The organism is Nocardioides luteus (assembly GCF_000960475.2).
GTDB lineage: Bacteria > Actinomycetota > Actinomycetes > Propionibacteriales > Nocardioidaceae > Nocardioides > Nocardioides luteus_A.
In genome coordinates this window covers 13,242-35,365 of record NZ_JZDQ02000038.1, presented here as the reverse complement: position 1 = coordinate 35,365, position 22,124 = coordinate 13,242, and the positions used below count along the sequence as shown (strand labels likewise).

Below are 22,124 nucleotides of genomic sequence, written 5' to 3'. Positions count from 1 at the left end.
GGAGGAGGGGCTAGGTGGCTGAGAACGACGGGATCCGGCCGGACTGGATCAACAAGGACTACTACGCCGAGCTGGGTGTCAAGAAGGACGCCTCGAGCGACGACATCAAGAAGGCGTATCGCAAGCTCGCGCGGGCCAACCACCCCGACTCCAACCCGGGCGACGAAGCCAAGCACGAGAAGTTCAAGAAGGTCGCCGAGGCCTACGACGTCATCGGCGACGCCGAGAAGCGCAAGAAGTACGACGAGGTGCGCACCCTGGGCGCCACCGGCGGTTTCCCGGGCGGCTTCGGCACGGGCGGTGGCCGCGGCTACAACTTCGAGGACCTCTTCGGTGGCGGCGGCGCCCAGGGCGGCGGGCTCGGCGACATGTTCGGCGACCTCTTCGGTGGGGGTGCCGGCGGAGGCTTCGGTGGGCGGCGTACGGCCCCGAGGGCTCGGCCGATCAAGGGCGCCGACGTCGAGACGAGCGCCACGATCGGGTTCACCGACGCGCTCGACGGCGTCACCATCTCGCTGCGGCTGACCTCCGACGCCGCCTGTCCCGACTGCAACGGCACCGGCGGCAAGCCCGGCACCAGGCCACGGGTCTGCCCGGAGTGCGAGGGCGCCGGCTACGTGGTCAACTCCGTCGGCGGTGCGTTCTCGATGAACGAGACCTGCCCGCGCTGCGGTGGCCGCCAGCTGATCTACGACGAGGCCTGCCCGACCTGCCACGGCTCCGGCCGCGGCACCTCGGCGCGCACCATCCAGGCGCGCATCCCGGCCGGCGTCAAGGACCGTCAGCGGATCCGGCTCAAGGGCAAGGGCGCAGCCGGGGAGAACGGCGGCCCGGCCGGTGACCTCTACGTCACCGTGCACGTCACGCCCCACCGCGTCTTCGGTCGCAAGGACGACAACCTCACCGTCGACGTACCGGTCGGGTTCGACGAGCTGGCGCTCGGCGCCGAGGCCAAGCTGCCGACGCTGACCGGCTCGCCGGTGACGCTGCGGATCCCCCCGGGCACACCCAACGGGCGTACGTTCCGGGTCCGTGGCAAGGGGTTCAAGCGCCCTGACGGCACCGTGGGCGACCTGCTCGCGACCGTCGAGGTGCAGATCCCGGCCGTGCTCGACGCCGACGCCAAGGCCGCCGTCGAGGCCTACCGTGCCGCGATGGCCGACAAGCCCCTGCGTACGTCTCTTCTCGAGGAGTCATGATGAGCGACGGATTCGGCAGTCCGGCCCCGGATGCCGCGGTCTACGTGATCAGCGTGGCCGCGGAGCTGACCGGGCTGCACCCGCAGACGCTGCGCACCTATGAGCGGATGGGCCTGATCACCCCCGGTCGCACCGGGGGTGGCGGGCGCCGCTACTCGTTCCACGACATCGAGCTGCTGCGCTCGATCGCCGATCTGACCGCGGCCGGCATCGGCATCGAGGGCGTCCGCCGCATCCTGGCTCTCGAGCAGCACGTCGACGCCCTGCGCCGGCGCAACGAGGAGCTGCTGCACGAGCTGGCCGCGACCCGCGAGGCGCTCGCCCAGGCACGGGCCGCCGCACCGGAACCGAAGAGCCCCGCCAGCAGGCTTCCTGCGGTTCGGCAGGACCCGCCGGGCCAGGCGGTCGTGGTCTGGCGGCGGCAGCGGGGATAGCACGTTTCCTACTGATCGCTTGACAGATTTGTTGGCGAGTTGTGGGTTTTGGTTAAAACCGATGTTGGTCCGACGCCCGCATACTGATGAGTAAGCCGCGAGTGTCGGACCAACCCCCATATGGTCGGGGCACGCGCGGCGGACCCGGTGGAGCCGACCCGAGACGGACCCACCGGGTCCTTCCAATTTCAGGCGAGCAGGCTCAGTTGGGGAACTTCCCGGCCTGGGCTGCTGCCTTGCAGGACTGGTCACCCGGGAGCAGGTCGATCTCCAGGTTCGGCAGGGTGACCTTGCCCTCGATCTGGGCCTGCCGGACGTCCCCGTAGACGGAGTTGAGGTCGGCGACGGTCGCGTCGATGCCGGTGAAGCCCTGGCCGTTGTTGTGGCCGCCGTTGCCGCTGGACAGATACCAGCTCGGGTCGAACGCCTGAGGAACGCCCATGGGGTTGGCTGCGTAGGGAGCGGTGCCCGGGTTGGTGGTCAGGTCGGTCGTGGCCAGCCCGATCTGGGCGGTCCCCTGGAGGTTGATCCCGGGGGCGCCCGCGGCGCGGAGCTGGCTGATGTCGAAGGCGGCCATCTCGGCGCTGATCTCGTTGGTCGACGGGTCGTCGTCCCCGGAGGTGAGCCTGATCGTGTAGCGGCCGAGCGGGCCGACCTCCTCGACCCGGGAGAGGCAGAAGCCGTTCATCGTCGCGCTCGCGAAGCCGGCGCGCAGCACCGGTGTCCAGTCGCCGCCGCTGCTGGCGGACGCCTGGGTCTGCACCAGCGCGGTGCCGAACGCCGCGTCGGCGGCGTGGATGTTGGTCGAGGAGAACGTCGAGCTGCCGTTGTTGATCGTCAGCGTCGGGCTGAAGACCGCGGACGCGGAGGAGGCCATCGTCGCGACCATCGACCCGAGCAGGGCGAAGCCCACCGTCGTCGCCGCGATCATGCGGCGCCATCGTGTGCCGTACGTGCTCATTCCGCGGTCACCGTGATCGTCGTGTTGGGAAGCTGGATCGAGTTGAGCGGGTTCGTGGTGCCGCCCGGCGGGTAGACGTAGGGGTCGTTCGCCGCGTTGTCGTCGTGGGTGAACAGGTAGTAGAACTCCAGGTTCGCCGAGAGGATGTTGTAGTCGCCTCCGGCCGCCAGGCCACTGAGGATCGCGGTGACCAGGTCGTTCCAGCCGCCGGTCCCGTCGCCGGCGAGCGTACGGATCTTCAGCCGGCACACGTCACCGTTCCAGCCGGCGGTGCAGATGGTGTTCTTCTGGGCCGTGGTGGTCAGGCCGGCGGCGATGATCAGGATGCCCGCCAGGTTGGTCACCGTTCTCCACGGGATCGCCACCCACGAGTCCCCGGTGGTGAGCAGGTTCGTCTTCACCCCGGGCCCGCCGACGGTGAACGGACCGTCCGGAGCGATGCGGAGGGCGTGCGGCACCTTGGCGGTGGGGGCGGGAGCCGTCGACGATCTCGCGGTGAGCACCGGAGCGCCGAACGAGGCGACGTTGCTGCGGAAGACCAGGTCGCTGAAGGCGATCTGGAAGAGACACATGTTGCCCGTGGCGGCGTAGTAGTAGGTGTAGCCCTTGTTGCTGTCGCAGTTGCCGCCGCTGGTGTTGGTGTAGATGCCGTGCACGTCGGCGGCCACGTTGGTGGTGCTGCTGCCGTTCGGCTCGCCCGCGGTCAGGACCCACCGTGTACCCGACAGACAGGGGAACATCCGGGTGCCGAAGAGGCGGCTCTGAAAGGTGCCGTTGTCGCCGCCGTTCTTGAGCGGCACGACCTGTCGTCGCTGCTGCGGGTCGCTGCTGCCGGGCTGGTCGCACCGGAACGGCTGATAGCTGTCGTTCTGGCTGTTCGCGTCGGCCGAGGGCCACAGTGCCGAGGACATGATGAGGAGTGCGAGCGCGGTGATGACGACGAGGCGCTGCTTGCCGACGGTGAGGTCGTGGGACACGGCGGGTCAGCCACCGGAGACACGGTCGGACGGACGCGGCTTCTTCTCGCCCCAGGACCAGATCATCGAGCCGCCGATGATGCCGAGGACGGAGCCCAGCACGAAGCCGCCCAGGTTGGCGGTGGGGAAGGCGCCGAGCGCGATCAGGAACGCGACGATCCCCGAGAGCGACTTGTAGTGCGGTGCCAGCCAGGTGACCAGGCCGAACATGATCAGCGAGCCGCCCATGACGTAGCCGGCCGAGTACGACCAGCCGCCCGTCAGCGCGATCCCGATGTCGAACGACATCCAGTAGATGATCCAGGCGCCGGCCACGATCAGCCACAACGCACCCCAGAAGGGTCGCGTACGTCGCCACGCGCGGAACCACGAGCGGCCCGCGGCGAGGAGCGTGCCGAGCCGATGGGCCCGGCGAACCTTCTCCGGTCCGGAGTCGGAGGAGAAGCCGAGGTCGTCTGTCAGCGTGTTGGTCATGAGCAGTCGGCCTGTGTCTTGGCTCCCGGGACGACCCTGAGGCTCAGCTTCGGGAGAGTGATGTTGCCCTTGAGGTTGAGCCCGTAGCTGTTTCCGTTGAGGCCGGCCACGTTGAGCTGGCGGGCGTAGAGGCCGAAGGCACCTGCCTTGGGCATCTGGTTGGCGTTGCCCTCGAACGTCAGCCCCGCCGAGTCGCCGACGGTCTCGGCCGACTGGCCGAGGTTCATGCCGGAGATCTTGTTCCCGTAGCCGCTGAGCGCGTCGGAGTTGAGGTACAGGTTGGTCGCCGAGATCGCGTTGCTCAGGCTGCCGTTGACGAGCTTGCCCGTGGTCGGGTCGGTCGTGGTGCCGGTCGGGATCGACGAGCCGCTGTAGCTGTCCGGGACGTCGTCGCCGGCGGTGATCATCAGCGAGTAGTTGCCGACGAGCGGGATGTTCTCGGTGGCGATCCCGCACAGCCCGGCGAGCTTGGCCTGGTAGATGCCGAGCTCGGTGACCCCGCACTGAGCCTGTACGTCGGCCACGTCGGCGTCGCAGTCCGTCGACCCCTGGCGGCTGGTCGGGGCGAGATAGCCGGCCGCGTGCTCGGCGTCGAGGTAGTTGGAGTAGAGCTTGAACTTCGAGTTCCCGGTGGTGAAGTTGACCGCCAGCGCGTTCTGCGAGACCGCGCCGAACATGGCCACCAGCGCGGCACTCCCGACGATCATCAGCGGCAGCGAGCGTTTGCGGCTGCCGCGGCGTACGGACTCGGCGTCTGCCTTCATCTGCGCCGACTGCTCCGCGGCGTGGTCGATGGCCGCGTACGCCGCTCGGTAGAGGCGGCCGGTCAGCCGGCCCCAGACGTGGGACACCCCGGTCTCCTGGCCCCAGGGCTCCGTGCGCTCGAAGCGGCGGGCACGGGGACTCATGCGATCGCTCCGTCCTGGGCCTGCTTGCGGGCTGGCTTGCGGGCCTCCTTGCGGGCGCGCTTGCGCGCGTCCTTCTCGGCGATATCGGTCAGCTGCTTGTCGGTGTAGGGCGTCCAGGCGACGATCAGGGCGCCGCCGGTGACGCCGGCGACGGTGCCGATGATCAGGCCGCCGAGGTTGGCAAGCGGGAGGGCCGCGATCGCGAGCGCGACCGAGACGATCCCCGGGAACGTACGCTGCGACGGGATGAACATCGCGATCAGTGCCGCGGCGGCCATCGAGAACGAGATCAGGACCGGCGGCAGGGTCTGTTCGCCAAAGGCGGCGAAGATCGTGAAGTCGAGGCTCTTGGAGAGCATCGAGGACCCGATCAGCCATGACGACCACAGCAGGATCAGGCTGCCCCAGAAGGGACGGGTGCGTCGGAAGCGCTTGAAGCCACGCGGCGTGGGGCCGTTGGCCGAGGGGTTCGTGGTCGGGTCGGGCGTCGCGTCGGGACCGGTGTCGGTGGGCGTCGTGTCAGGCATGTCATCTCCGGCAGGGGCTGGTGCTGAGTCGTTGGCGGGCGCTCCGGAACGCCCGCCAACGGCTGCTGGTCGGTGGGTTGGAGGTGTTACGGGTTGAGCTTGATCGACAGGCTGCTGAGGCTCAGCGAGCTGAGCTGCACCGCGTACGCCTGTGCCGACAGGTTGTTCAGCACCTGCTCGCCGCTCCGGCCACTGGTCTGTGCGGCCTGGAGTGCGAACCCGTCGGCCACGTAACCCGGACCGCCCGGGTCGAAGCCGGCATCGGCCTGCGACTGGCCGAGGGTGACGTTGGCCATGGTGGCGCCGCTCGGGGTGTTGAGCGACGCGGCGTTCAGGGCCACGTTGCCGAGGTTGATCTGCGGGTCGCTCGAGGTGATCCCCAGGTTGAGGCTCAGGCCCGGGAGGACGTCGACCTTGGGCGTCACGACGTTGAGCCCGTTGGCGACCGAGCCCTGCGTCTGAGCGTAGATCGTGCCCTGGTTGTTGCCGGTCGAGCCGACCTCAGTGGCGCCGGTTCGCATCTTCAGCGAGTCGGCGGTGAGGCTGGTGTTCAGGTTGAATCCGCCGGTGGAGGAGATGACCGCCCCGACCATGCCGGACAGCATCGCGTACCCCATACCGGCGGAGACGAGCGCCGCCGGCAGTGTGACGGCCGCGAAGCGGCCGAGGCTGGTATGGCCCAACTTGTTCATGTGTGCTCCCTCTTTGAGCCCGTCCCTCACGGGCTGATGAACCCCGAGAAGATGCGCCGCCCGCACGGATGAATACCCTGGGCGGCATCCAAACTGTGATGGGCGCCACGTGCTACGGTCAAGCACATCTGGACAATTTGTCCCTAAATGTCTACGAAGTGTGGCTATTCCTGCCTGGGTTTGGCTGCGCTGTCGTCGGTCTGCCCGAAAGAGAGCCTGGTTGTGTTCGGACGGTCTCTGAATCACCCTGTCGCTGACAAGCGTGGCTTCGCTGCAGCGACGGTCGGCTGGGTGGCGCTGATCGCCTTCCTGCTCGCGATGACCGTGGTCGTGGCCGCTCTGTTCGGCTCGTTCACGGTGAAGGGTCACAGCATGGAGCCGACGCTGCTCTCCGGTGATCGGATCCTGCTCGACCCGCTGCACAACGACGCCATCGAACGTTTCGACCTGGTCCAGGGCGTCGAGCCGGGCCCCGAACGCTTCGGTGGGGGCGCGCAGGTCGTCAAGCGGGTGATCGGGATGCCCGGTGACCGGGTGGCGATCGCCGGCGGCGAGGCGCCGGTCGTCTACGTGAGCCCTGCCGGTTCCGGCGACGTCTTCCGTGTCGTCAACCCGGCCTGGCGTACCCGTGTCGGGACCGAGGTCGGCATGTGCTGCGACCGGGGCGGTAGGTATGACCGCAACGCCTCGGCCGGCGTCTGGGTGACCGTCCCGAAGGACGCGCTGTGGGTCCTCGGGGACAACTGGGGCGGCTCGACCGACTCGCGCGCCTTCGGCTTCCTGCCGGTCGCGGACGTCTCCGGCAAGGCCTGGCTGCGGCTGCTGCCGGCCGGCTCGTTCGGAGGGTTCGACGACGGCGGGGCCGAGCTCGTCGAGGTCTCCGGTCCGGTCTCCGGTGTGGAGGAGCCGTGAGGAGAGTCCTCGCCGCGAGCGGCATCGGTGCGGGGGTCGCGGCCTTCGCCGCACTCACCATCGTGGTCGCGGCGCTCGCCTTCTCCGTCACCGTGTCCGGGACGAGCATGGAGCCGACGCTGCGCGACGGTGACCGGATGTTCCTCGAGTTCTGGACCCATGACGACATCGAGCGCTTCGACGTCGTCGAGGCGGACGCGCCGAGCTCGGTGGCGGGGGAGGGTGCCCGGATCCTCAAGCGTGTGATCGGGATGCCCGGTGACCGGGTCTCGGTGACCCGCGAGGCACAGGTGCTGGTCCAGCCGGCGGGCGAGGAGGAGATCTACGAGGTGGACAACCCCGCCTGGTCTGCCGACGCCGCCGTGGAGCAGGAGTGGATGACCGTGCCGGAGGGTGCCTACTGGCTGCTCGGGGACAACTGGGGCGCCTCGACCGACTCGCGCAGCTTCGGTTTCATCGATGCCGCGGCCGTTCATGGCAGGGTGGTCTTCCGAATGCTCCCCGTCGGTCGGAACGGGACGGTTGCCCGCGACGTCCGACTTGCTCTCGTCGAACCGGGCTCGCCGCGGTGAGGCTGTGTGCCTCGTGCCTGCCTGCGGGCCTGTGGACCGATATCTGAGCGATCGGTGGACATTTTGCCCCGAGTTGTCAAACAGTCGACTAGCCTTTCGCGCCAGGGAGACCACGACACTGCTGGCACCTGGGGCGGTCTCGTGGATGAGGGAATGAAGGTCAGGTCTTGTGTCTCACACCATTTCGGCTGCGTTGGCCCTGTTCGACGACTTCAACTGGTTCGAGTTCTGGTCGGTCCCGCTCTTCACCGCGCTGATCGGCTGGCTGATCAACTGGTCGGGGCTGTGGATGCTGTTCTCCCCGATCCACTTCCACGGCATCACCGTGCCGGGGCTCAAGCAGACCGCCGGCTCCCTGCCGCGCCGGATCCAGGAGATCCCGGGCATCCTGCGCGGCGGGATCGGCTGGCAGGGGATCGTGCCCGCGCGGGCCGCGAAGATGGGCTCGATCGCGGTCGACCGGGCGCTGTCGCAGATGGCGACCGCCCGCGACTTCTACGAGCAGCTCGAGCCGGACAAGATCGCCGCCCACATCGTCGACGTCTTCCGTCCGGAGATCCCGTTGCTCGTCGACGAGATCATGTGGCGCGAGCATCCCCGGTTCTGGCGTGACCTGCCGCGGCCGCTGCGTACGGTCGTGGTCCAGCGCGTCCAGGACCGGCTGCCTGCGGTCGTGCGTGACGTGACCGTCGAGATCGGCAACCACATCGACCAGCTCTTCGACCCGAAGATCATGGTGATCGAGAACTTCGAGAAGGACCCCTCGATCATCGTGCGGATCTTCAAGGACTTCGGCGCCCGCGAGCTGCGGATGATGGTGGTCTTCGGTGCGGTCTTCGGGTTCCTGCTCGGCATCCCGGTCGCCGTCGTCGACCAGACCTTCCACCTGTGGTGGCTGCTGCCGATCCTCGGGGTGCTGGTCGGGTGGACGACCAACCTGCTCGGCATGCTGCTCATCTTCGAGCCCGCCGAGCCCCGACGGATCGGTCCGGTCAAGATCCAGGCACTCTTCGCCCGGCGGCAGTGGCAGGCCTCCGACGTCTACGGCAAGCACATCGCCCAGGACGTGATCACGCTCGAGCACATCGGCGAACACCTCCTCAACGGCCCCTCCGGCGACCGCACCCGCCAGATGCTCGCCGCGGCCCTCGAGCCCGCGGTCGACGCGGCGGTCGGTCCCGCCTACGGTGCCGTCCGGGTGGCGGTCGGGACCAGGAGGTTCGACGCGATCCGGTCCTCCGTCGCCGAGCAGGCCGTCGACTACACGATCACCCCGCTGCGCGACGCCGCCTTCAGTCAGCAGCAGTCGTGCAACATCCGGCGGCTGATCGCCGACCGGTGCCGTGCGCTGCCTCCGAGGACCTTCGTTGAGATGATGCGGGCAGCGATCAAGGAGGACGAGTGGCTGCTCTACGCCCACGGGGCGATCATGGGCCTGGCGGGCGGGTTCCTGCACGTGGCGGTCTTCGAATGGTGGAACGTGCTGTGAGCGCCCTCCACATCAACACCGAGCCGGGAGCCCGGCGACCCTCGATCTCGCCGAAGGAGGAGCTCGTGCAGGGCCGTGAAGGGATGCACAGCCTGCCCACCCCCGCCCCGGGCGGCGGTCTCGTCGACGAGGCGATGGACGTCCTCCCGGGCCTGCTCAGGATCTCCGCGGTCACGGTCGCCCACACCGCGGGCTGGGGTCTGCGGACGTACGCCCGGGGCGTGGGGCGGGTCGCGAAGGCGGTCGTCGACCCCGACGAGGCGGTGCGGCTCACCGAGGACGTGGCGACCAACGCCCGCCAGGTGACCGCCCTCGCGAAGCGGGTCGCCACGGGCAACCCGGTCACGGGTCTGCTGGAACGGTTCGCGCTGCCGGCGGCCGAGGGCGCGAGGGCGGCGATGGAGGGTCGCGCCGCGCGGGTCAACGGTGTCACCCCGGGCACCGGCCCCGACCAGCTGCGGCGGACCGGCGAGGAGCTGCTGCGCCGCTCGCGCGACGTGTGGGACGAGAACGAGCGCCATCCCGCCTTCGTCAGCATCCTCAACGAGCTGGCTCCCGACGAGGCCCGCATCCTGGTGCTGATGCTCAAGGACGGCCCGCAGCCGGCGGTCGACGTGGTCGAGGGCGGTCTGATGGGCCAGCTGCGCGGCTCCCCGATGATCGCCCGTGGCCTGACCATGATCGGGGCGCAGGCCAGCGTCCGCTATCCGTCGCTGGTCCCGCAATACCTCAACAACCTGACCCGGCTCGGCCTGGTGTGGCAGTCCGAGGAGCCGGTCAGCGAGCTGATCCGCTATCAGGTGGTGGAGGCACAACCCGACGTACTCGAGGCTGTGCATGCCAAGGGCGGTGCCCGGATCAAGCGGCGCTCGATCCACCTGACGCCGTTCGGGCAGGACTTCGCCCGGGCCTGCTTCGCCGATGCCGAAGATCTCGACGGGCTGCCCGGCCACGAGATCCCGCCCGGTGCGGCGACGGAGGCCTCAACCGAATAGCAGACGGTTCGGGGTGTTTGCGTTCGCGTGTGGGTAGGGTACGCATACTGACGGTCTGGAACTCTGGCGGAAGGAGCTCGGATGTCGCCGGAGTGGCAGGACTCGCTGGTCAGCTGGTTCGACGACTGGGCTGCCCACGTCCACTGGCTCTCGTTGATCACCATCCCGATCTTCACCGGGGTGATCGGCTGGCTGATCAACTGGTCGGGCCTCTACATGCTCTTCGCCCCGCTCTCCTTCAAGGGGTTCCGGGTCCCCGGCCTGCGTGAGCTGACCAGGGTGCTGCCGCACAAGCTGCAGGAGGTCCCGGGCTTCGCCCAGGGCGGGCTCGGCTGGCAGGGCATCATCCCCGCCCGGGCCGCGAAGATGGGCTCGATCGCCGTCGACAAGGCGATCGCCAAGCTCGGCACACCCAGCGACTTCTACCAGCAGCTCGGCCCCTCGGAGATCGCCACGCACATCGTGGAGACCTTCCGTCCGGAGGTGCCCGAGCTGGTCGACCAGATCATGATGCGCGAGCACCCGCGGCTCTGGCGGGACCTGCCGCGGGCGGTCAAGGACGCGATCGTCACCAGGGTCCAGGCCCAGCTCCCGACCATCGTGCACAAGGTCACCGACGACATCGGCGTCCACATCGACCAGCTGCTCGACCCGAAGCTGATGGTGATCGACCACTTCCGCAAGAACCCTGCCCTCGTGGTCAGGATCTTCCGCGACTTCGGGCAGCGCGAGCTCAACCTGATGGTCGCCTTCGGCTTCATCTTCGGGTTCCTGCTGGGCATCCCGGTGGCACTGATCGACCAGACCTTTCACCTGTGGTGGCTGCTCCCGCTTCTCGGCGTGGTCGTCGGCTGGGTGACCAACCTGCTGGGCATGTGGCTGATCTTCGAGCCCGCCGAGCCTCGGCGCATCCTCGGGATCAAGGTGCAGGGTCTCTTCCCGCGCCGCCAGGAGCAGGCCGCGGAGGTCTACGCCGACATCATCGCCACCGACGTGATCACGCTCGAGCGCATCGGCGACTTCCTGCTCGACGGTCCGCGCGGCGACGCGACCCGCAAGCTCCTGATCAACGCGCTGATGCCGGCGGTGGACAGGGCGGCCGGGCCCTACCGGGGTGCGGTGCGGATCGCGCTCGGCTCGGAGCGGTTCGACCGGATCAGCACCTCGGTCGCCAACGAGGCGGCGGATCGTACGCTGGTGCCGTTCCGCGATCCCGGCTTCAGCCGCCACCAGGCAGACAAGATCCGCGACCTGGTCGCGCGGCGCACGAAGGAGCTTCCGCCGGGTGACTTCGTAGACATGATGCGGTCAGCGATCAAGGAGGACGAATGGATGCTCTACGCCCATGGCGCGATCATGGGGCTCGCGGGCGGCTTCCTTCACCTTCTAATCTTTCCGACATGAGCCTCTTGGGCAAGGTCCTCCCGACCGCCTCCGCCGTGGCCGGCACCGCTCCCGGTCTGGCCCGGGTGGCGGCCGGTGCTGCCTGGCAGACCGCCGGGTGGGGGCTGCGCACCTCCGGTCGTGCCGGCATCCGGGTCGCCCGGGCGATGGTCGACCAGGACGTACGCGTGGGGTTGGTGCGGGAGACGGCCGAGGCCGTCGGGATCGTCGCCGGCACCGCGGCCCGGATCATCCTGCCCGGCGCCAACCAGGTGATGGAGCTCTCCGACGCCGACTACCAGGCCGCCGGTCAGGAGGTCGTGCTCGCCCGCACGCGGGAGGCCGAGGCGTCCCAGGACTCGCTGCCGGTGCTGCGCCGTCGCGGGGCCGAGCTGCTCGACCGGTCCCGCGACGTCTGGGCCGACGAGCAGGGGCATCCGGCGTACGCCCGGATCCTCGACGAGCTCGCGCCCGACGAGGCGCGGATGCTGCTCTACCTGCTCCAGGCGGGGCCGCAGCCGTCGGTCGACATCCGCACCGGCGGCCCGGCGGGTCTCGTCGGCAGCACGATGATCGCGCCGGGGCTCAACATGATCGCCGGGCGCAGCGGGGTGCGCTATCCCGAGCGGGTCCCGGCCTATCTCAACAACCTGTTCCGGCTCGGGCTGGTGTGGTTCTCCAAGGAGCCGCTGCCCGATCCGCTGGAATACCAGGTCCTCGAGGCGCAGCCCGACGTGCTGGAGGCGCTGCACTCGGTGAAGTTCGCCAAGATCGTGCGTCGTTCGGTGCACCTGACGCCGTTCGGCGAGGCCTTCGGGCGCACCACGCTCGTGGACGAGGACTCCGCCGAGTCCGCCTACCCGGAGCATCAGGCTCCGGTGACCGGCGGCGCGGATCTGCCGAAGGCCTGAGCACCACGGCGGTGCTCAGTTGCCGCCTCCGCCGCACGACGAGCCGCCGCCGCATGATGCGCTGCTGCACGAGGACGAGCTGTGGCCGTCCCCGGAATGACCGTCTCCGCCCTGGGCGCCGAACCACGAGCAGCTGTAGCTGGTATCCGCGCCCCACGTGACACCGTCGTGCCCGCGGTGAACCGGTGCGCCGTGCCGTCGCCTGCGCTGTCTGCGCCGGCTGTGGCGGCGCAGGTTGCTGCGACTGAAGACCATCGTCAGCGCGACCACGAGGACGACGGTCGCGATGAATCCCAGGAATCCGAGCCCGATGAGCAGGTCCATGTCAGCTCCGCGACTCTGCCCGGCTGACGGCTCTGGTCAGCGTCTCGAACTCCGGGGCGACCGTCTCGGGCGAGATGTCGCTGTCGCGCTCGAGCATGACGCCCGGCAGGTCTCGCCCGGCGTACGCGTCGACCAAGGTCTCCAGGAGCGAGAGCACCGGCGGCGGCATCGGGTGGGCGTGGGTGTCGAGGTAGAGGCCGTCGCGCTCGATGCCGCCGGCCACGTGGACGTAGGCCACCGCGTCCAGCGGAAAGCGTCGGAGATCTGCTGCCGGGTCGGTGCCGCGGGCGGTGGCGGAGGCGTGCAGGTTGGCGACGTCGAGGACGATCCGTACGCCGGTGCGGTCGACGAGCTCGGTCAGGAAGTCCGGCTCCGTGTAGGTGTCCTCGGGCCAGGCGAAGAGGGCCGCGATGTTCTCCACGGCGAGCGGGACGGGGAGGGACGACTGGGCGATGCGTACGTTCTCGCACAGCACGTCCAGCGACTCCCGGGTGCGCGGTGGCGGCAGCAGATGGCCGGCTTCCAGGACGTCGCCGTGGAGCTCGGAGGGGGAGTCGGCGGCGCGTACGAAGGCGGCATGCTCGGAGACGACCGGGCTGCCGAGCGCCTCGGCGAGCGCGGCCAGATGAGCGAGGCGCTCGGCCGACGGCTCCGCGGCACCGGCGAGACCCAGCTCGACGCCGTGCACGACGACGGGCACACCCAGCGAGGTCAACGCGGCGGGAAGGCGGTCCACGGAGACGTTCTCGGCGACGACCTCGGTGAACCCGAGACGGCCGGCCGATGCGTACGACGTCAGGAGGTCGGCGATCGACGGACGCCAGGCCACCGCCGTCCCCTGAACCCGTCGCGTCATGGCTCAAGTGTGGTCCGGGCGGTGGTGGTCCGTCTCCTGAATTCCTTCGCCGGTCCGGTAGTCTGAGATGACGTTTCCCGTTACCCAGTAGCCCATCGCCGGTCCTGGCGCGAGGCCCGTGTAGGAGCCCCCACGTTGGCGCGCAAAGTCGTTCGTTCCCTGCCGTTTCATCGCGCCGTGGTGCGGTTCGCGGCATTCATCGGCGTCGCCGCGGTCACGGGCCTGGTGGCCTCCGGCATGGCGATCCCGTTCATCCACCTGACCGGTGTCGCGGCCAAGTCGGGCGCCGAGGCGATGGACGAGCTGCCCCTCGACCTCGACATGGGCGAGCTCTCGCAGACCACGCGGATCCTGGACGTGCACGGCAAGGTGATCACGACCCTCTACGACCAGAACCGGTCCTACAAGGCGCTCGACCAGATCTCGCCCAACATGCCGAAGGCGCTGCTCGCGATCGAGGACAGCCGCTTCTACGAGCACGGCGCGATGGACCTCAAGGGCACGCTGCGGGCGCTGCTGCGCAACTCGGCCTCGGAGTCGGGGTCGGTGCAGGGCGGTTCCTCGATCACCCAGCAGCTGGTCAAGACGACCCTCGTCTACAGCGCCGACACCGACGAGGAGCGGGCCGCCGCGACCGAGAAGTCCACGGCCCGCAAGATCCGCGAGCTCCGCTATGCGATCTGGCTGGAGGAGAACCACGACAAGGACTGGATCCTCGAGCGCTATCTCAACGCGGCCTACTTCGGCGACTCCGCCTACGGGGTCCAGGCGGCCGCGAAGCACTACTTCGGCGCCGACGCCTCCGACCTGACCTGGGGACAGGCCTCGATGCTGGCCGGGATGGTGAAGAACCCGACCGGCTACGACCCGACGGACTTCCCCGATGCCACGATCGCTCGCCGCAACCTGGTCCTCGAGCGATTGGTCCAGGTCGGCGACCTGCCGCGGGCCGACGCCGAGAAGGTCAAGGCGAGCACGCTCGGGCTCCACGTGCAGGACAGCCGCAACGGCTGCTTCGGGTCGTCCGCGGAGTTCTTCTGCGACTACGCGCTGCGGTGGCTGCTCGCCGACAAGTCGCTGGGCGAGACCGAGGCCGAGCGCTGGCGGCTGCTGCAGACCGGTGGCCTGACCATCCGGACGACGCTGGACTCGAGCTTCCAGAAGGCGGCCCAGAAGTCGGTGAGCCGCCACGTCTCGCCCACCAACAACGCCGTCGGCGCCCTGGCGATGGTCGAGCCCGGCACCGGGATGGTCAAGGCGCTCGCGCAGTCGCGGCCGATGGGGGAGAACCGCAAGAAGGGCGAGTCCTACCTGAACTACCTGGTCCCGAAGGAGTACGGCGACGCCAACGGCTTCCAGGCCGGCTCGACCTTCAAGGTCTTCGTCGGTGCCGCGGCGATCGAGAAGGGGTTCCCGCTCCGCCAGGAGATCAAGTCGCCCGAGAAGAAGACGTTCAACCAGGCGTCCTTCGCCAACTGTCCCGGCGAGGGCACCTTCAACCCCAACCCCTACCCGGTCGGCAACTCGACCACCTCGGGCAACAAGAACCTCTACACCGGCACCCGGGAGTCGGTGAACACCTTCTACGTCCAGCTCGAGCAGTTCACCGGCGTCTGCGCTCCCTACGCGCTCGCGAAGAAGATGGGCGTCCATCTGACCGATCCCGCCCACGAGCGCTTCCCGTCGTTCACCCTCGGTCCGATCGACGTCAGCCCGCTGGAGATGGCCGAGGCGTACGCCACGTTCGGCGCCCGCGGCAAGCACTGCGACTCGCGGCCGGTGACCCAGATCGTCGGCCCCGACGGGAAGACGATGAAGGAGTACCCGGCCTCGTGCCAGCAGGTGATGCGTACGGGCACGGCGGATGCCATGAACGACATCCTCCGCGGCGTGCTGCAGCCGGGCGGGTTCGGGCAGAAGCTCGCGCTGAGCGTGCCGTCCGCCGGTAAGACCGGGACCACCAACAGCAACCGCGCGGTGTGGTTCAACGGCTACACGCCCAAGCTCGCGACCGCGTCGATGATCGCCGGTGCGGACTACGAGGGCCACTGGGTCACCCTCAACGGGCAGCGCCTCCGTGGCGGCTACGTCGCCTCGGCCTCCGGGTCGACCGTCGCCGGCCCGATGTGGGCCGACGCGATGCGGGCGATCGACGGCAAGCTCGGCTCCGCCAACTTCGTACGCCCCGGCGCCGGCGTCATCAACGGCAAGGGCATCAAGATCCCGAAGGTCGAGGGGCTCTCGGTGGCCAAGGCCACCGCGCGGCTCAAGGCGGCCGGTTTCAAGCCGGTCGTCGGCAAGCGGGTGAAGTCGCGCTGGAAGGCCGGCACGGTCGTGGGCACCGTCCCGGCCAGCCGGGCGATCAAGGGTGCGACGGTCGAGATGCTCATCTCGAAGTGGCGCGGGTGACGGGCGGATGTTCACCGAGGTGACTCGGTGGATGGTCGCTGACTTCGTGGAGTTCCATGAAGCCGGTGTGCGCTGACCGAGCTACCTCGGTGAACATTCAGCGGGTCGATCGCGCCTGAGCTGCCTCGACGGCCTCGCGGAAGGCGCGGGCGACGTAGTCGGGGACGGGGAGGCCGCGGTCGCGGGCCCAGAGGAGCTCCTGCTCGACCCGGGCCACGTCGGCGGCGAGGTCGCGACCCTCGTGGTCGACGCCGAGGGTCTCCATGACGTCGCCGAAGTCGGCCAGCTGGGTCGCGTTGTTGACGCCGACGGGGGCGAAGGAGATCCGGCGCATGCGCCTGACCAGCCACCTCTGCCAGGCCGCGAGGGTGGCCCAGTGGGCGCGGGCGGAGAGCTGGTAGAAGGCGTAGTGACCCGGCTCCTGACGCTTGATCGGCGCGATGACGGTCTCGGCGACGGCCTGCTCGCCGGTCTCGACGACGCCGTCGTGGAGCAGGTTGTAGGCGATCACCGCGGAACGCTCGGTGGCCATCCCGGTCAGGTAGTAGAGCATGCGGCACACGTCCTGGAACGGCTCCAGGTGAGCCAGCAGGCCGAGCACCTTCAGCTTCAGGCCGACGTGGTCCAGATCGGTGGTCGCCGGTGGTCGCCCGACGACCTGCTGGAGCCGGTCGAGGATCAGCCCGTGCTGGATCTCCTGCGGCTGCCACACCTCGGCATAGAACCGCTTGTCGACCTCGGGTGGGTTGGGCAGCATGGTGGAGATCTCGAGTACGTTGCGGTCGACCTCGAGCTCGACCCGAGCCATGTAGTCGAGCACATGTCCGAACCGAGCGCCGAAGCCGGCCGGGTCGTTCACGGTGAAGTCGACGGAGTCCATCGGGATCGGTGGGTGCTCCTCACCGAGGCGCGAGACATGGGCGACGAGACGATCTTGATCAGTGGGCATCCGAGGCGGCTCCTGGTGGGGGAGTCAAGCGGCAGGCCACAGTTTGCCCGGCCCGAGCGGGGTTGTAATCCGATTTAAGTAAAGCGATGGGTGTTGGCCTCGACACGTTCCACCGGGCGTCTCCGACTGCTCGACCAACCGGGGGAGGGCGGTGGTCGAGCCGGGCGTGGGCGGCGTGTCGAGGCCAACACGTTCGGGCCGAGTCTCAGGAGGCGCTCGCGGAGGTCTCCGCACCGGCCGGCTCGGTGGTCGGGTCGGTCGTCGGTTCGGTGGTCGGTTCGGTCGTGGACGGGATCTGGGATGGGGTCTCGGTCGGTGTCGGAGTGGGCGTCTCGGTGGGCGTTGGGTCCGCAGTGGGCGTCTCGGCAGGTGTTGGGTCCACGGTGGGCGTCTCGGTCGCGGTCGGCGTCGGTGTCGGCGTCGGTGTCGGTGTCGGCGCCTCCGTCGGGGTGTCGGCGGCCGCCTCGGAGGGTGCCTCCGTCGGAGTCTGGGTCGGCGTCTCGGTGGGTGTCTCGGTGGGTGTCTCGGTGGGTGTCTCGGTGGGTGTCTCGGTCGACAACGGACCCGAGGCGGGAGACGGGGCAAGGGAGCCGCCGTCGCCGAGGGAGGCGGATCCCGACGGTGAGGAGGAGATCGGCGAGGTCGACGCGCCGTCGGAGGACCGGGGCGGCCGGGCGCTGGGCGTGGCGCCGGCGGGCGGTTCGCGGTCGGCGGGCGAGGTGTCCGGGATCTGGGCGGCGGGCAGGACGACACCGGTGGGCACCTCGAAGGTCCCGAGCCGATAGCCGTCGGCGATCTGCAGGACCGCCGAGACGTACGCCTCGCTGTGGTTGTAGCGGAGCACCGCCGAGCGCTGCCCGGCCTCGGTGGACAGGTCGGCCGGGCCGGAGCACAGGTAGACAGCGGCCGCGAGCGCGGCGTCGTCGACGTCCTGCGGGTCCCGGCGGCCGTCGCCGTCGGCGTCGACCCCGACATCCGACCAGGTCGACGGGAGGAACTGCATCGGCCCGACCGCGCGGTCGTGGACGAGGTCACGGTCGTAGGTGCCACCGTCGGTGTCGAGGATGCGTGCGGTGCCGCCGGCCCCGGTGAGAGGTACGCCGAAGATCCCGGGTGTCGCGACCCCCGATGGGGACAGCGTGTTGCCCCCGGCGCGGCCGTGGTCGGACTCGACCCGCCCGATGGCGGCGATCAGGGACCAGTCGAGGTGGCAGTCGGGGTCGGCGTCGGCGAGCACCGTCGCGGCGCGCTGGTAGGCGGAGAGTGCTGTCTCGGGGATGACGCCGGCGGCGGCCTTGGCCGCGAACCCGGCCGGCTGGGCCGCGAGGGCGGGAACGGCCCTGGGGATGGGCTCGACCGCGGAGACGCTCACCGGCGGCAGCAGCTCCTGGACCGGCACCCGGATCGGCACCTCGATCGGCGCCTGCCGCACGATCGCCGGCGCGTCGACGGGCCGAGGCTCCTCCTGGATCGCGTAGATCGTCCAGACGGCGGTGGCGGCGGCAACGGGCAGAGCCGCTGCCTTGAGCAGCAGACCGGGTCGCGGGGTCATCCTCGGTCACATCCTCGGGGTTGGCGGTGGTGTCATCGATCCACCCCATGTGAGCCCCGGTCGCGACGAGTTGCGTGCGATTCGGGCCGAGAATCCCCCAAACTACTCATTTTGGCGATGCCCCGAGACAGAAGCTCGTGCTCGGCGGCGAGGGTCAGTCGCCGCCGCCCCCACCACCGCAGCTCGAGCCGCAGGAGGAGCTGCTGCAGGAGGAGCTGTTGCAGGAATGGTGGTGACCGCCACCGGAGTCGTAGGAGGAGCTGCACGAGGAGCCGCTCGAGCCGCAGCTGCTCCCGCCTCCTCGGCGCGGGCCGCGGCGGCGGTTGGTGCGACCGGCCTTCAGTGCGGTCTGGGTAAGTGCGTAGACGACCAGGCCGAGGATCACGAGGATGATCAGGGTCTTCACGTGGAGCTCCGTTTCCAGGTGCGGCGGGTGAGGTGCCAGATCTGTGAGCCGAGACCGACGGTGAGCACCCGGCGCCCGTCGATCCTGGTGAGCGCCAGCCGCCGCCGGCCGTCATAGACCTCGTGCAGGCGGACCCAGCCGGCACCGATGGTGGCGAGGAAGGCGCGTACGTCGTCGTGGGCGCAGCCCTGCTGCGGATGCTGCCCCGCCCAGGCATGGAAGCGGGCGCGCCAGTCCGGGAGCAGGTCGAGCTCGGGGGCGGCGTGATGGGCAGCCGACGAGCGCTTGTGGTGCAGCACCCGCGTCGTCGCGGTCGTGCCGGCGGCGTCGAACCCCGGCGGCGTACGTCCCGCCAGCAGGTCGTCGAGGACCTCGCGCTGGCGCGCGGCCAGCTGGTCGCGTACGGCGCCTGGGGAGTCCACGGGAGCAGTGTGCCCGATGGCCCCGGTGGCCGCCACGACATAGAAAAATGTCAAAGTTGAGTGGAACAGACTCAACTTTGGTTGTGTTGAGATAGATGCGGGTGAAAGGCACTCGCGGCAGACTGAGCGCGTCCCCAGGAGGAGTGCAGAGACAGATGAGCCAGTTTTCGGCAGACAAGTTCACCACCAAGGCTCGCGAGGCCATCGAGGCCGCGCAGCTCTCCGCCACGACGGCGGGCAACACCACGACCGAGCCGATCCACCTCCTCGTCGCGCTGCTGCAGCAGGACGAGGGCACCGCGACGTCGATGGTCACCAAGTCCGGTGTGGACGCCGAGGAGCTGTCGCGAGCGGCGGCTGCCGACCTCGCCGGTCTCCCGCGCGCCAGCGGTTCCACGGTGCAGCAGCCTGCTGCCTCGGGTGCGCTGACCCGCGTCCTCGCCGGAGCGATCACGCTGGCCACCTCGCTGAAGGACGACTACGCCGCCACCGAGCACCTGCTGATCTCGCTGGCCACGGTCGAGTCGTCGGCGCAGAAGGTGCTCAAGGGCGCCGGTCTCACCGAGAAGGGGCTGCGCGAGTCGCTGAAGGCGGTCCGCGGCAACCGTCGGGTCACGAGCCAGGACGCCGAGGACTCCTACGAGGCGCTCGAGAAGTACTCCCAGGACCTCACCGAGGCTGCCGAGCGCGGGAAGCTGGATCCGGTCATCGGCCGTGACGCCGAGATCCGCCGGGTCATCCAGGTGCTCTCGCGGCGTACGAAGAACAATCCGGTCCTCATCGGTGAGCCCGGCGTCGGCAAGACCGCCGTGGTCGAGGGGCTCGCCCAGCGGATCATCGCCGGTGACGTACCCGACTCGCTCAAGGGCCGCCGCGTGCTGAGCCTCGACCTGGCGGCGATGGTCGCCGGTGCGCAGTACCGCGGTCAGTTCGAGGAGCGGCTCAAGGCCGTCCTGGAGGAGATCAAGGCCGCCGAGGGGCAGGTCATCACCTTCATCGACGAGCTCCACACCGTCGTCGGCGCGGGTGCCGGCGGCGACTCCGCGATGGACGCCGGCAACATGCTCAAGCCGATGCTGGCGCGCGGTGAGCTGCACATGATCGGTGCGACCACGCTCGACGAATACCGGGAGCGCATCGAGAAGGACCCTGCCCTGGAGCGCCGCTTCCAGCAGGTCTTCGTCGGTGAGCCGTCGGTCGAGGACACCGTGCAGATCCTGCGCGGCATCCAGGAGAAGTACGAGGCCCACCACGGTGTCCGCATCACCGATGCCGCGCTGGTGGCCGCCGCGACCCTGTCCGACCGCTACATCACCGGCCGTCAGCTGCCCGACAAGGCGATCGACCTCATCGACGAGGCCGCGTCCCGGCTGCGGATGGAGATCGAGTCGTCCCCCGAGGAGATCGACCAGCTCCGCCGTGCCGTCGACCGGCTGAAGATGGAGGAGTTCGCGCTCTCCAAGGAGTCCGACGACGCGTCCCTGGAGCGCCACGCGGCGCTGCGCAAGGAGCTCGCCGACAAGGAGGAGGAGCTGCGCGGGCTGGAGGCTCGCTGGGAGCGGGAGAAGGCCTCCCTCGAGGGCGAGGGTGCGCTGCGCAAGCAGCTCGACGCGCTTCGCATCGAGGCCGAGCGGCTGCAGCGTGAAGGGTCGCTGGGCGAGGCGTCCGAGATCCTCTACGGCAAGATCCCGGTGCTCGAGGAGCAGATCGCCGCGGCGGCTGCTGCCGAGGACGAGGTCGCCGACCGGCTGGTCGGCGAGGAGGTCGCCGCCCAGCAGATCGCCGAGGTGGTCGAGGCGTGGACCGGCATCCCGACGGGCAAGATGCTCCAGGGCGAGCAGGCCAAGCTGCTCGAGATGGAGTCCGTCATCGGACGCCGGCTGATCGGGCAGAAGTCCGCGGTCACGGCGGTCGCCGACGCGGTCCGGCGCTCTCGTGCCGGCATCGCCGACCCCAACCGTCCCACCGGCTCGTTCCTGTTCCTGGGTCCGACCGGCACCGGTAAGACCGAGCTCGCCAAGTCGCTGGCCGACTTCCTCTTCGACGACGAGCGCGCGATCGTACGCATCGACATGTCCGAGTACTCCGAGAAGCACTCCGTCGCCCGCCTGGTCGGAGCGCCTCCGGGCTACGTCGGCTACGACGAGGGTGGTCAGCTGACCGAGGCGGTGCGCCGTCGGCCCTACTCGGTGGTGCTGCTCGACGAGGTCGAGAAGGCTCACCCCGAGGTCTTCGACATCCTGCTGCAGGTGCTCGACGACGGTCGCCTGACCGACGGCCAGGGCCGCACGGTCGACTTCCGCAACACGCTGCTCATCCTCACCTCCAACCTGGGCTCGAACTTCCTGGTCGACCCGGTGCTGGACGAGCACGCGAAGCACGAGTCGGTCATGGCGGTGGTCCGGGGATCGTTCAAGCCCGAGTTCCTCAACCGCCTCGACGAGGTCGTCATGTTCGACGCCCTCTCGCTGGCCGACCTCACCAAGATCGTCGACATCCAGCTCGGTCTGCTGGAGAAGCGCCTGGCCGCCCGCCGCATCTCGATCTCCGTCACCCCCGAGGCTCGGGAGTGGCTGGCCGAGACCGGCTACGACCCGGCGTACGGCGCCCGTCCTCTCCGCCGCCTCATCCAGTCCGCGATCGGCGACCCGCTCGCGCGGATGCTCATCGGTGGTGAGGTCTCCGACGGTGGCGACGTCACCGTCGACCGTGACGGCGATGGCCTGACCCTGAAGGCCTGACCCGCCGAGGCGTCAGCCCTGTCGGGCGAGG

22 protein-coding genes are annotated in these 22,124 nt (G+C 69.4%); 10 read left to right on the top strand and 12 right to left on the bottom strand.

Features of this window, described 5'->3' with window-relative positions; translation table 11 throughout:
* Nucleotides 1-14: 14 nt before the first annotated feature.
* Nucleotides 15-1,199, top strand: a complete 1,185-nt coding sequence (locus UG56_RS22655; protein ID WP_084101455.1) for a DnaJ C-terminal domain-containing protein — start codon at nt 15-17, stop codon at nt 1,197-1,199.
* A complete protein-coding gene (locus tag UG56_RS22650) occupies nt 1,199-1,633 on the top strand; it encodes a heat shock protein transcriptional repressor HspR (protein ID WP_045549437.1) in 435 nt (144 codons plus the stop codon). Before UG56_RS22655 ends, UG56_RS22650 begins: the two co-directional genes overlap by 1 nt.
* A 202-nt stretch (nt 1,634-1,835) precedes the next feature.
* Here UG56_RS22650 and UG56_RS22645 read toward each other — a convergent pair whose 3' ends face one another.
* The 6 genes from UG56_RS22645 to UG56_RS22620 form a co-directional block, all read right to left on the bottom strand.
* Nucleotides 1,836-2,564 carry a DUF6230 family protein gene (locus tag UG56_RS22645; protein ID WP_045549438.1) on the bottom strand — a complete coding sequence of 243 codons (729 nt, stop codon included), beginning with the start codon at nt 2,562-2,564 and terminating at the stop codon, nt 1,836-1,838.
* Between the two features lie 26 nt (nt 2,565-2,590).
* On the bottom strand, nt 2,591-3,571 hold the full coding sequence (locus tag UG56_RS22640; RefSeq protein ID WP_045549439.1) for a hypothetical protein: 981 nt from the start codon (nt 3,569-3,571) through the stop codon (nt 2,591-2,593).
* 6 nt (nt 3,572-3,577) lie between these two features.
* The gene (locus UG56_RS22635) at nt 3,578-4,045 is read right to left on the bottom strand and encodes a DUF6114 domain-containing protein (RefSeq protein WP_045549440.1); all 468 of its coding nucleotides are present in this window, start codon (nt 4,043-4,045) and stop codon (nt 3,578-3,580) included.
* Nucleotides 4,042-4,953: a DUF6230 family protein gene (locus tag UG56_RS22630; protein ID WP_045549441.1), complete on the bottom strand. Its 912-nt coding sequence runs from the start codon at nt 4,951-4,953 to the stop codon at nt 4,042-4,044. The genes UG56_RS22635 and UG56_RS22630 overlap by 4 nt, the downstream gene beginning before the upstream one ends.
* The gene (locus UG56_RS22625; protein WP_045549442.1) at nt 4,950-5,480 is read right to left on the bottom strand and encodes a DUF6114 domain-containing protein; all 531 of its coding nucleotides are present in this window, start codon (nt 5,478-5,480) and stop codon (nt 4,950-4,952) included. Before UG56_RS22625 ends, UG56_RS22630 begins: the two co-directional genes overlap by 4 nt.
* Nucleotides 5,481-5,566: 86 nt before the next feature.
* Nucleotides 5,567-6,172, bottom strand: coding sequence for a DUF6230 family protein (locus UG56_RS22620; protein ID WP_045549443.1), 606 nt, complete (start codon nt 6,170-6,172; stop codon nt 5,567-5,569).
* A gap of 291 nt (nt 6,173-6,463) precedes the next feature.
* On the opposite strand from UG56_RS22620, the gene lepB (UG56_RS22615) reads away from it, so the two are divergent.
* The 6 genes from lepB (UG56_RS22615) (at nt 6,464) to UG56_RS27660 (ending at nt 12,434) form a co-directional block, all read left to right on the top strand.
* Nucleotides 6,464-7,084 (top strand): signal peptidase I, encoded by a 621-nt coding sequence (gene lepB / locus UG56_RS22615; protein ID WP_177191530.1) that lies wholly within the window; start codon nt 6,464-6,466, stop codon nt 7,082-7,084.
* On the top strand, nt 7,081-7,656 hold the full coding sequence (gene lepB, locus UG56_RS22610; protein ID WP_045549444.1) for a signal peptidase I: 576 nt from the start codon (nt 7,081-7,083) through the stop codon (nt 7,654-7,656). The genes lepB (UG56_RS22615) and lepB (UG56_RS22610) overlap by 4 nt, the downstream gene beginning before the upstream one ends.
* Nucleotides 7,657-7,825: 169 nt before the next feature.
* Nucleotides 7,826-9,145, top strand: coding sequence for a TIGR03750 family conjugal transfer protein (locus UG56_RS22605; protein ID WP_218145267.1), 1,320 nt, complete (start codon nt 7,826-7,828; stop codon nt 9,143-9,145).
* Nucleotides 9,142-10,140, top strand: coding sequence for an Abi-alpha family protein (locus UG56_RS22600; protein WP_071327266.1), 999 nt, complete (start codon nt 9,142-9,144; stop codon nt 10,138-10,140). Before UG56_RS22605 ends, UG56_RS22600 begins: the two co-directional genes overlap by 4 nt.
* An 81-nt stretch (nt 10,141-10,221) precedes the next feature.
* Complete coding sequence (locus UG56_RS22595; protein WP_045549445.1) at nt 10,222-11,544, top strand: hypothetical protein; 1,323 nt, start codon at nt 10,222-10,224, stop codon at nt 11,542-11,544.
* A complete protein-coding gene (locus tag UG56_RS27660; protein WP_218145266.1) occupies nt 11,541-12,434 on the top strand; it encodes an Abi-alpha family protein in 894 nt (297 codons plus the stop codon). The genes UG56_RS22595 and UG56_RS27660 overlap by 4 nt, the downstream gene beginning before the upstream one ends.
* A 15-nt stretch (nt 12,435-12,449) precedes the next feature.
* Here UG56_RS27660 and UG56_RS22585 read toward each other — a convergent pair whose 3' ends face one another.
* Both UG56_RS22585 and UG56_RS22580 read right to left on the bottom strand, forming a co-directional pair.
* Nucleotides 12,450-12,758, bottom strand: coding sequence for a hypothetical protein (locus UG56_RS22585; RefSeq protein ID WP_052693692.1), 309 nt, complete (start codon nt 12,756-12,758; stop codon nt 12,450-12,452).
* Between the two features lies 1 nt (nt 12,759).
* Complete coding sequence (locus UG56_RS22580; protein ID WP_045549446.1) at nt 12,760-13,614, bottom strand: multinuclear nonheme iron-dependent oxidase; 855 nt, start codon at nt 13,612-13,614, stop codon at nt 12,760-12,762.
* A gap of 180 nt (nt 13,615-13,794) precedes the next feature.
* On the opposite strand from UG56_RS22580, the gene UG56_RS22575 reads away from it, so the two are divergent.
* Nucleotides 13,795-16,023 (top strand): transglycosylase domain-containing protein, encoded by a 2,229-nt coding sequence (locus tag UG56_RS22575; RefSeq protein WP_256206839.1) that lies wholly within the window; start codon nt 13,795-13,797, stop codon nt 16,021-16,023.
* Between the two features lie 97 nt (nt 16,024-16,120).
* Here UG56_RS22575 and UG56_RS22570 read toward each other — a convergent pair whose 3' ends face one another.
* From UG56_RS22570 to UG56_RS22555, 4 genes are all read right to left on the bottom strand, one after another.
* Complete coding sequence (locus tag UG56_RS22570) at nt 16,121-16,972, bottom strand: hypothetical protein (RefSeq protein ID WP_045549448.1); 852 nt, start codon at nt 16,970-16,972, stop codon at nt 16,121-16,123.
* 205 nt (nt 16,973-17,177) lie between these two features.
* The gene (locus UG56_RS22565; RefSeq protein ID WP_084101448.1) at nt 17,178-18,524 is read right to left on the bottom strand and encodes a lytic transglycosylase domain-containing protein; all 1,347 of its coding nucleotides are present in this window, start codon (nt 18,522-18,524) and stop codon (nt 17,178-17,180) included.
* 154 nt (nt 18,525-18,678) lie between these two features.
* Entirely contained in the window at nt 18,679-18,930 is a 252-nt protein-coding gene (locus UG56_RS22560; RefSeq protein ID WP_052693524.1) for a hypothetical protein, read from the bottom strand.
* Entirely contained in the window at nt 18,927-19,352 is a 426-nt protein-coding gene (locus UG56_RS22555; RefSeq protein WP_143055152.1) for a hypothetical protein, read from the bottom strand. Before UG56_RS22555 ends, UG56_RS22560 begins: the two co-directional genes overlap by 4 nt.
* A 155-nt stretch (nt 19,353-19,507) precedes the next feature.
* On the opposite strand from UG56_RS22555, the gene clpB reads away from it, so the two are divergent.
* Nucleotides 19,508-22,093, top strand: a complete 2,586-nt coding sequence (gene clpB, locus UG56_RS22550) for an ATP-dependent chaperone ClpB (protein ID WP_045548717.1) — start codon at nt 19,508-19,510, stop codon at nt 22,091-22,093.
* Nucleotides 22,094-22,124 lie beyond the last annotated feature (31 nt).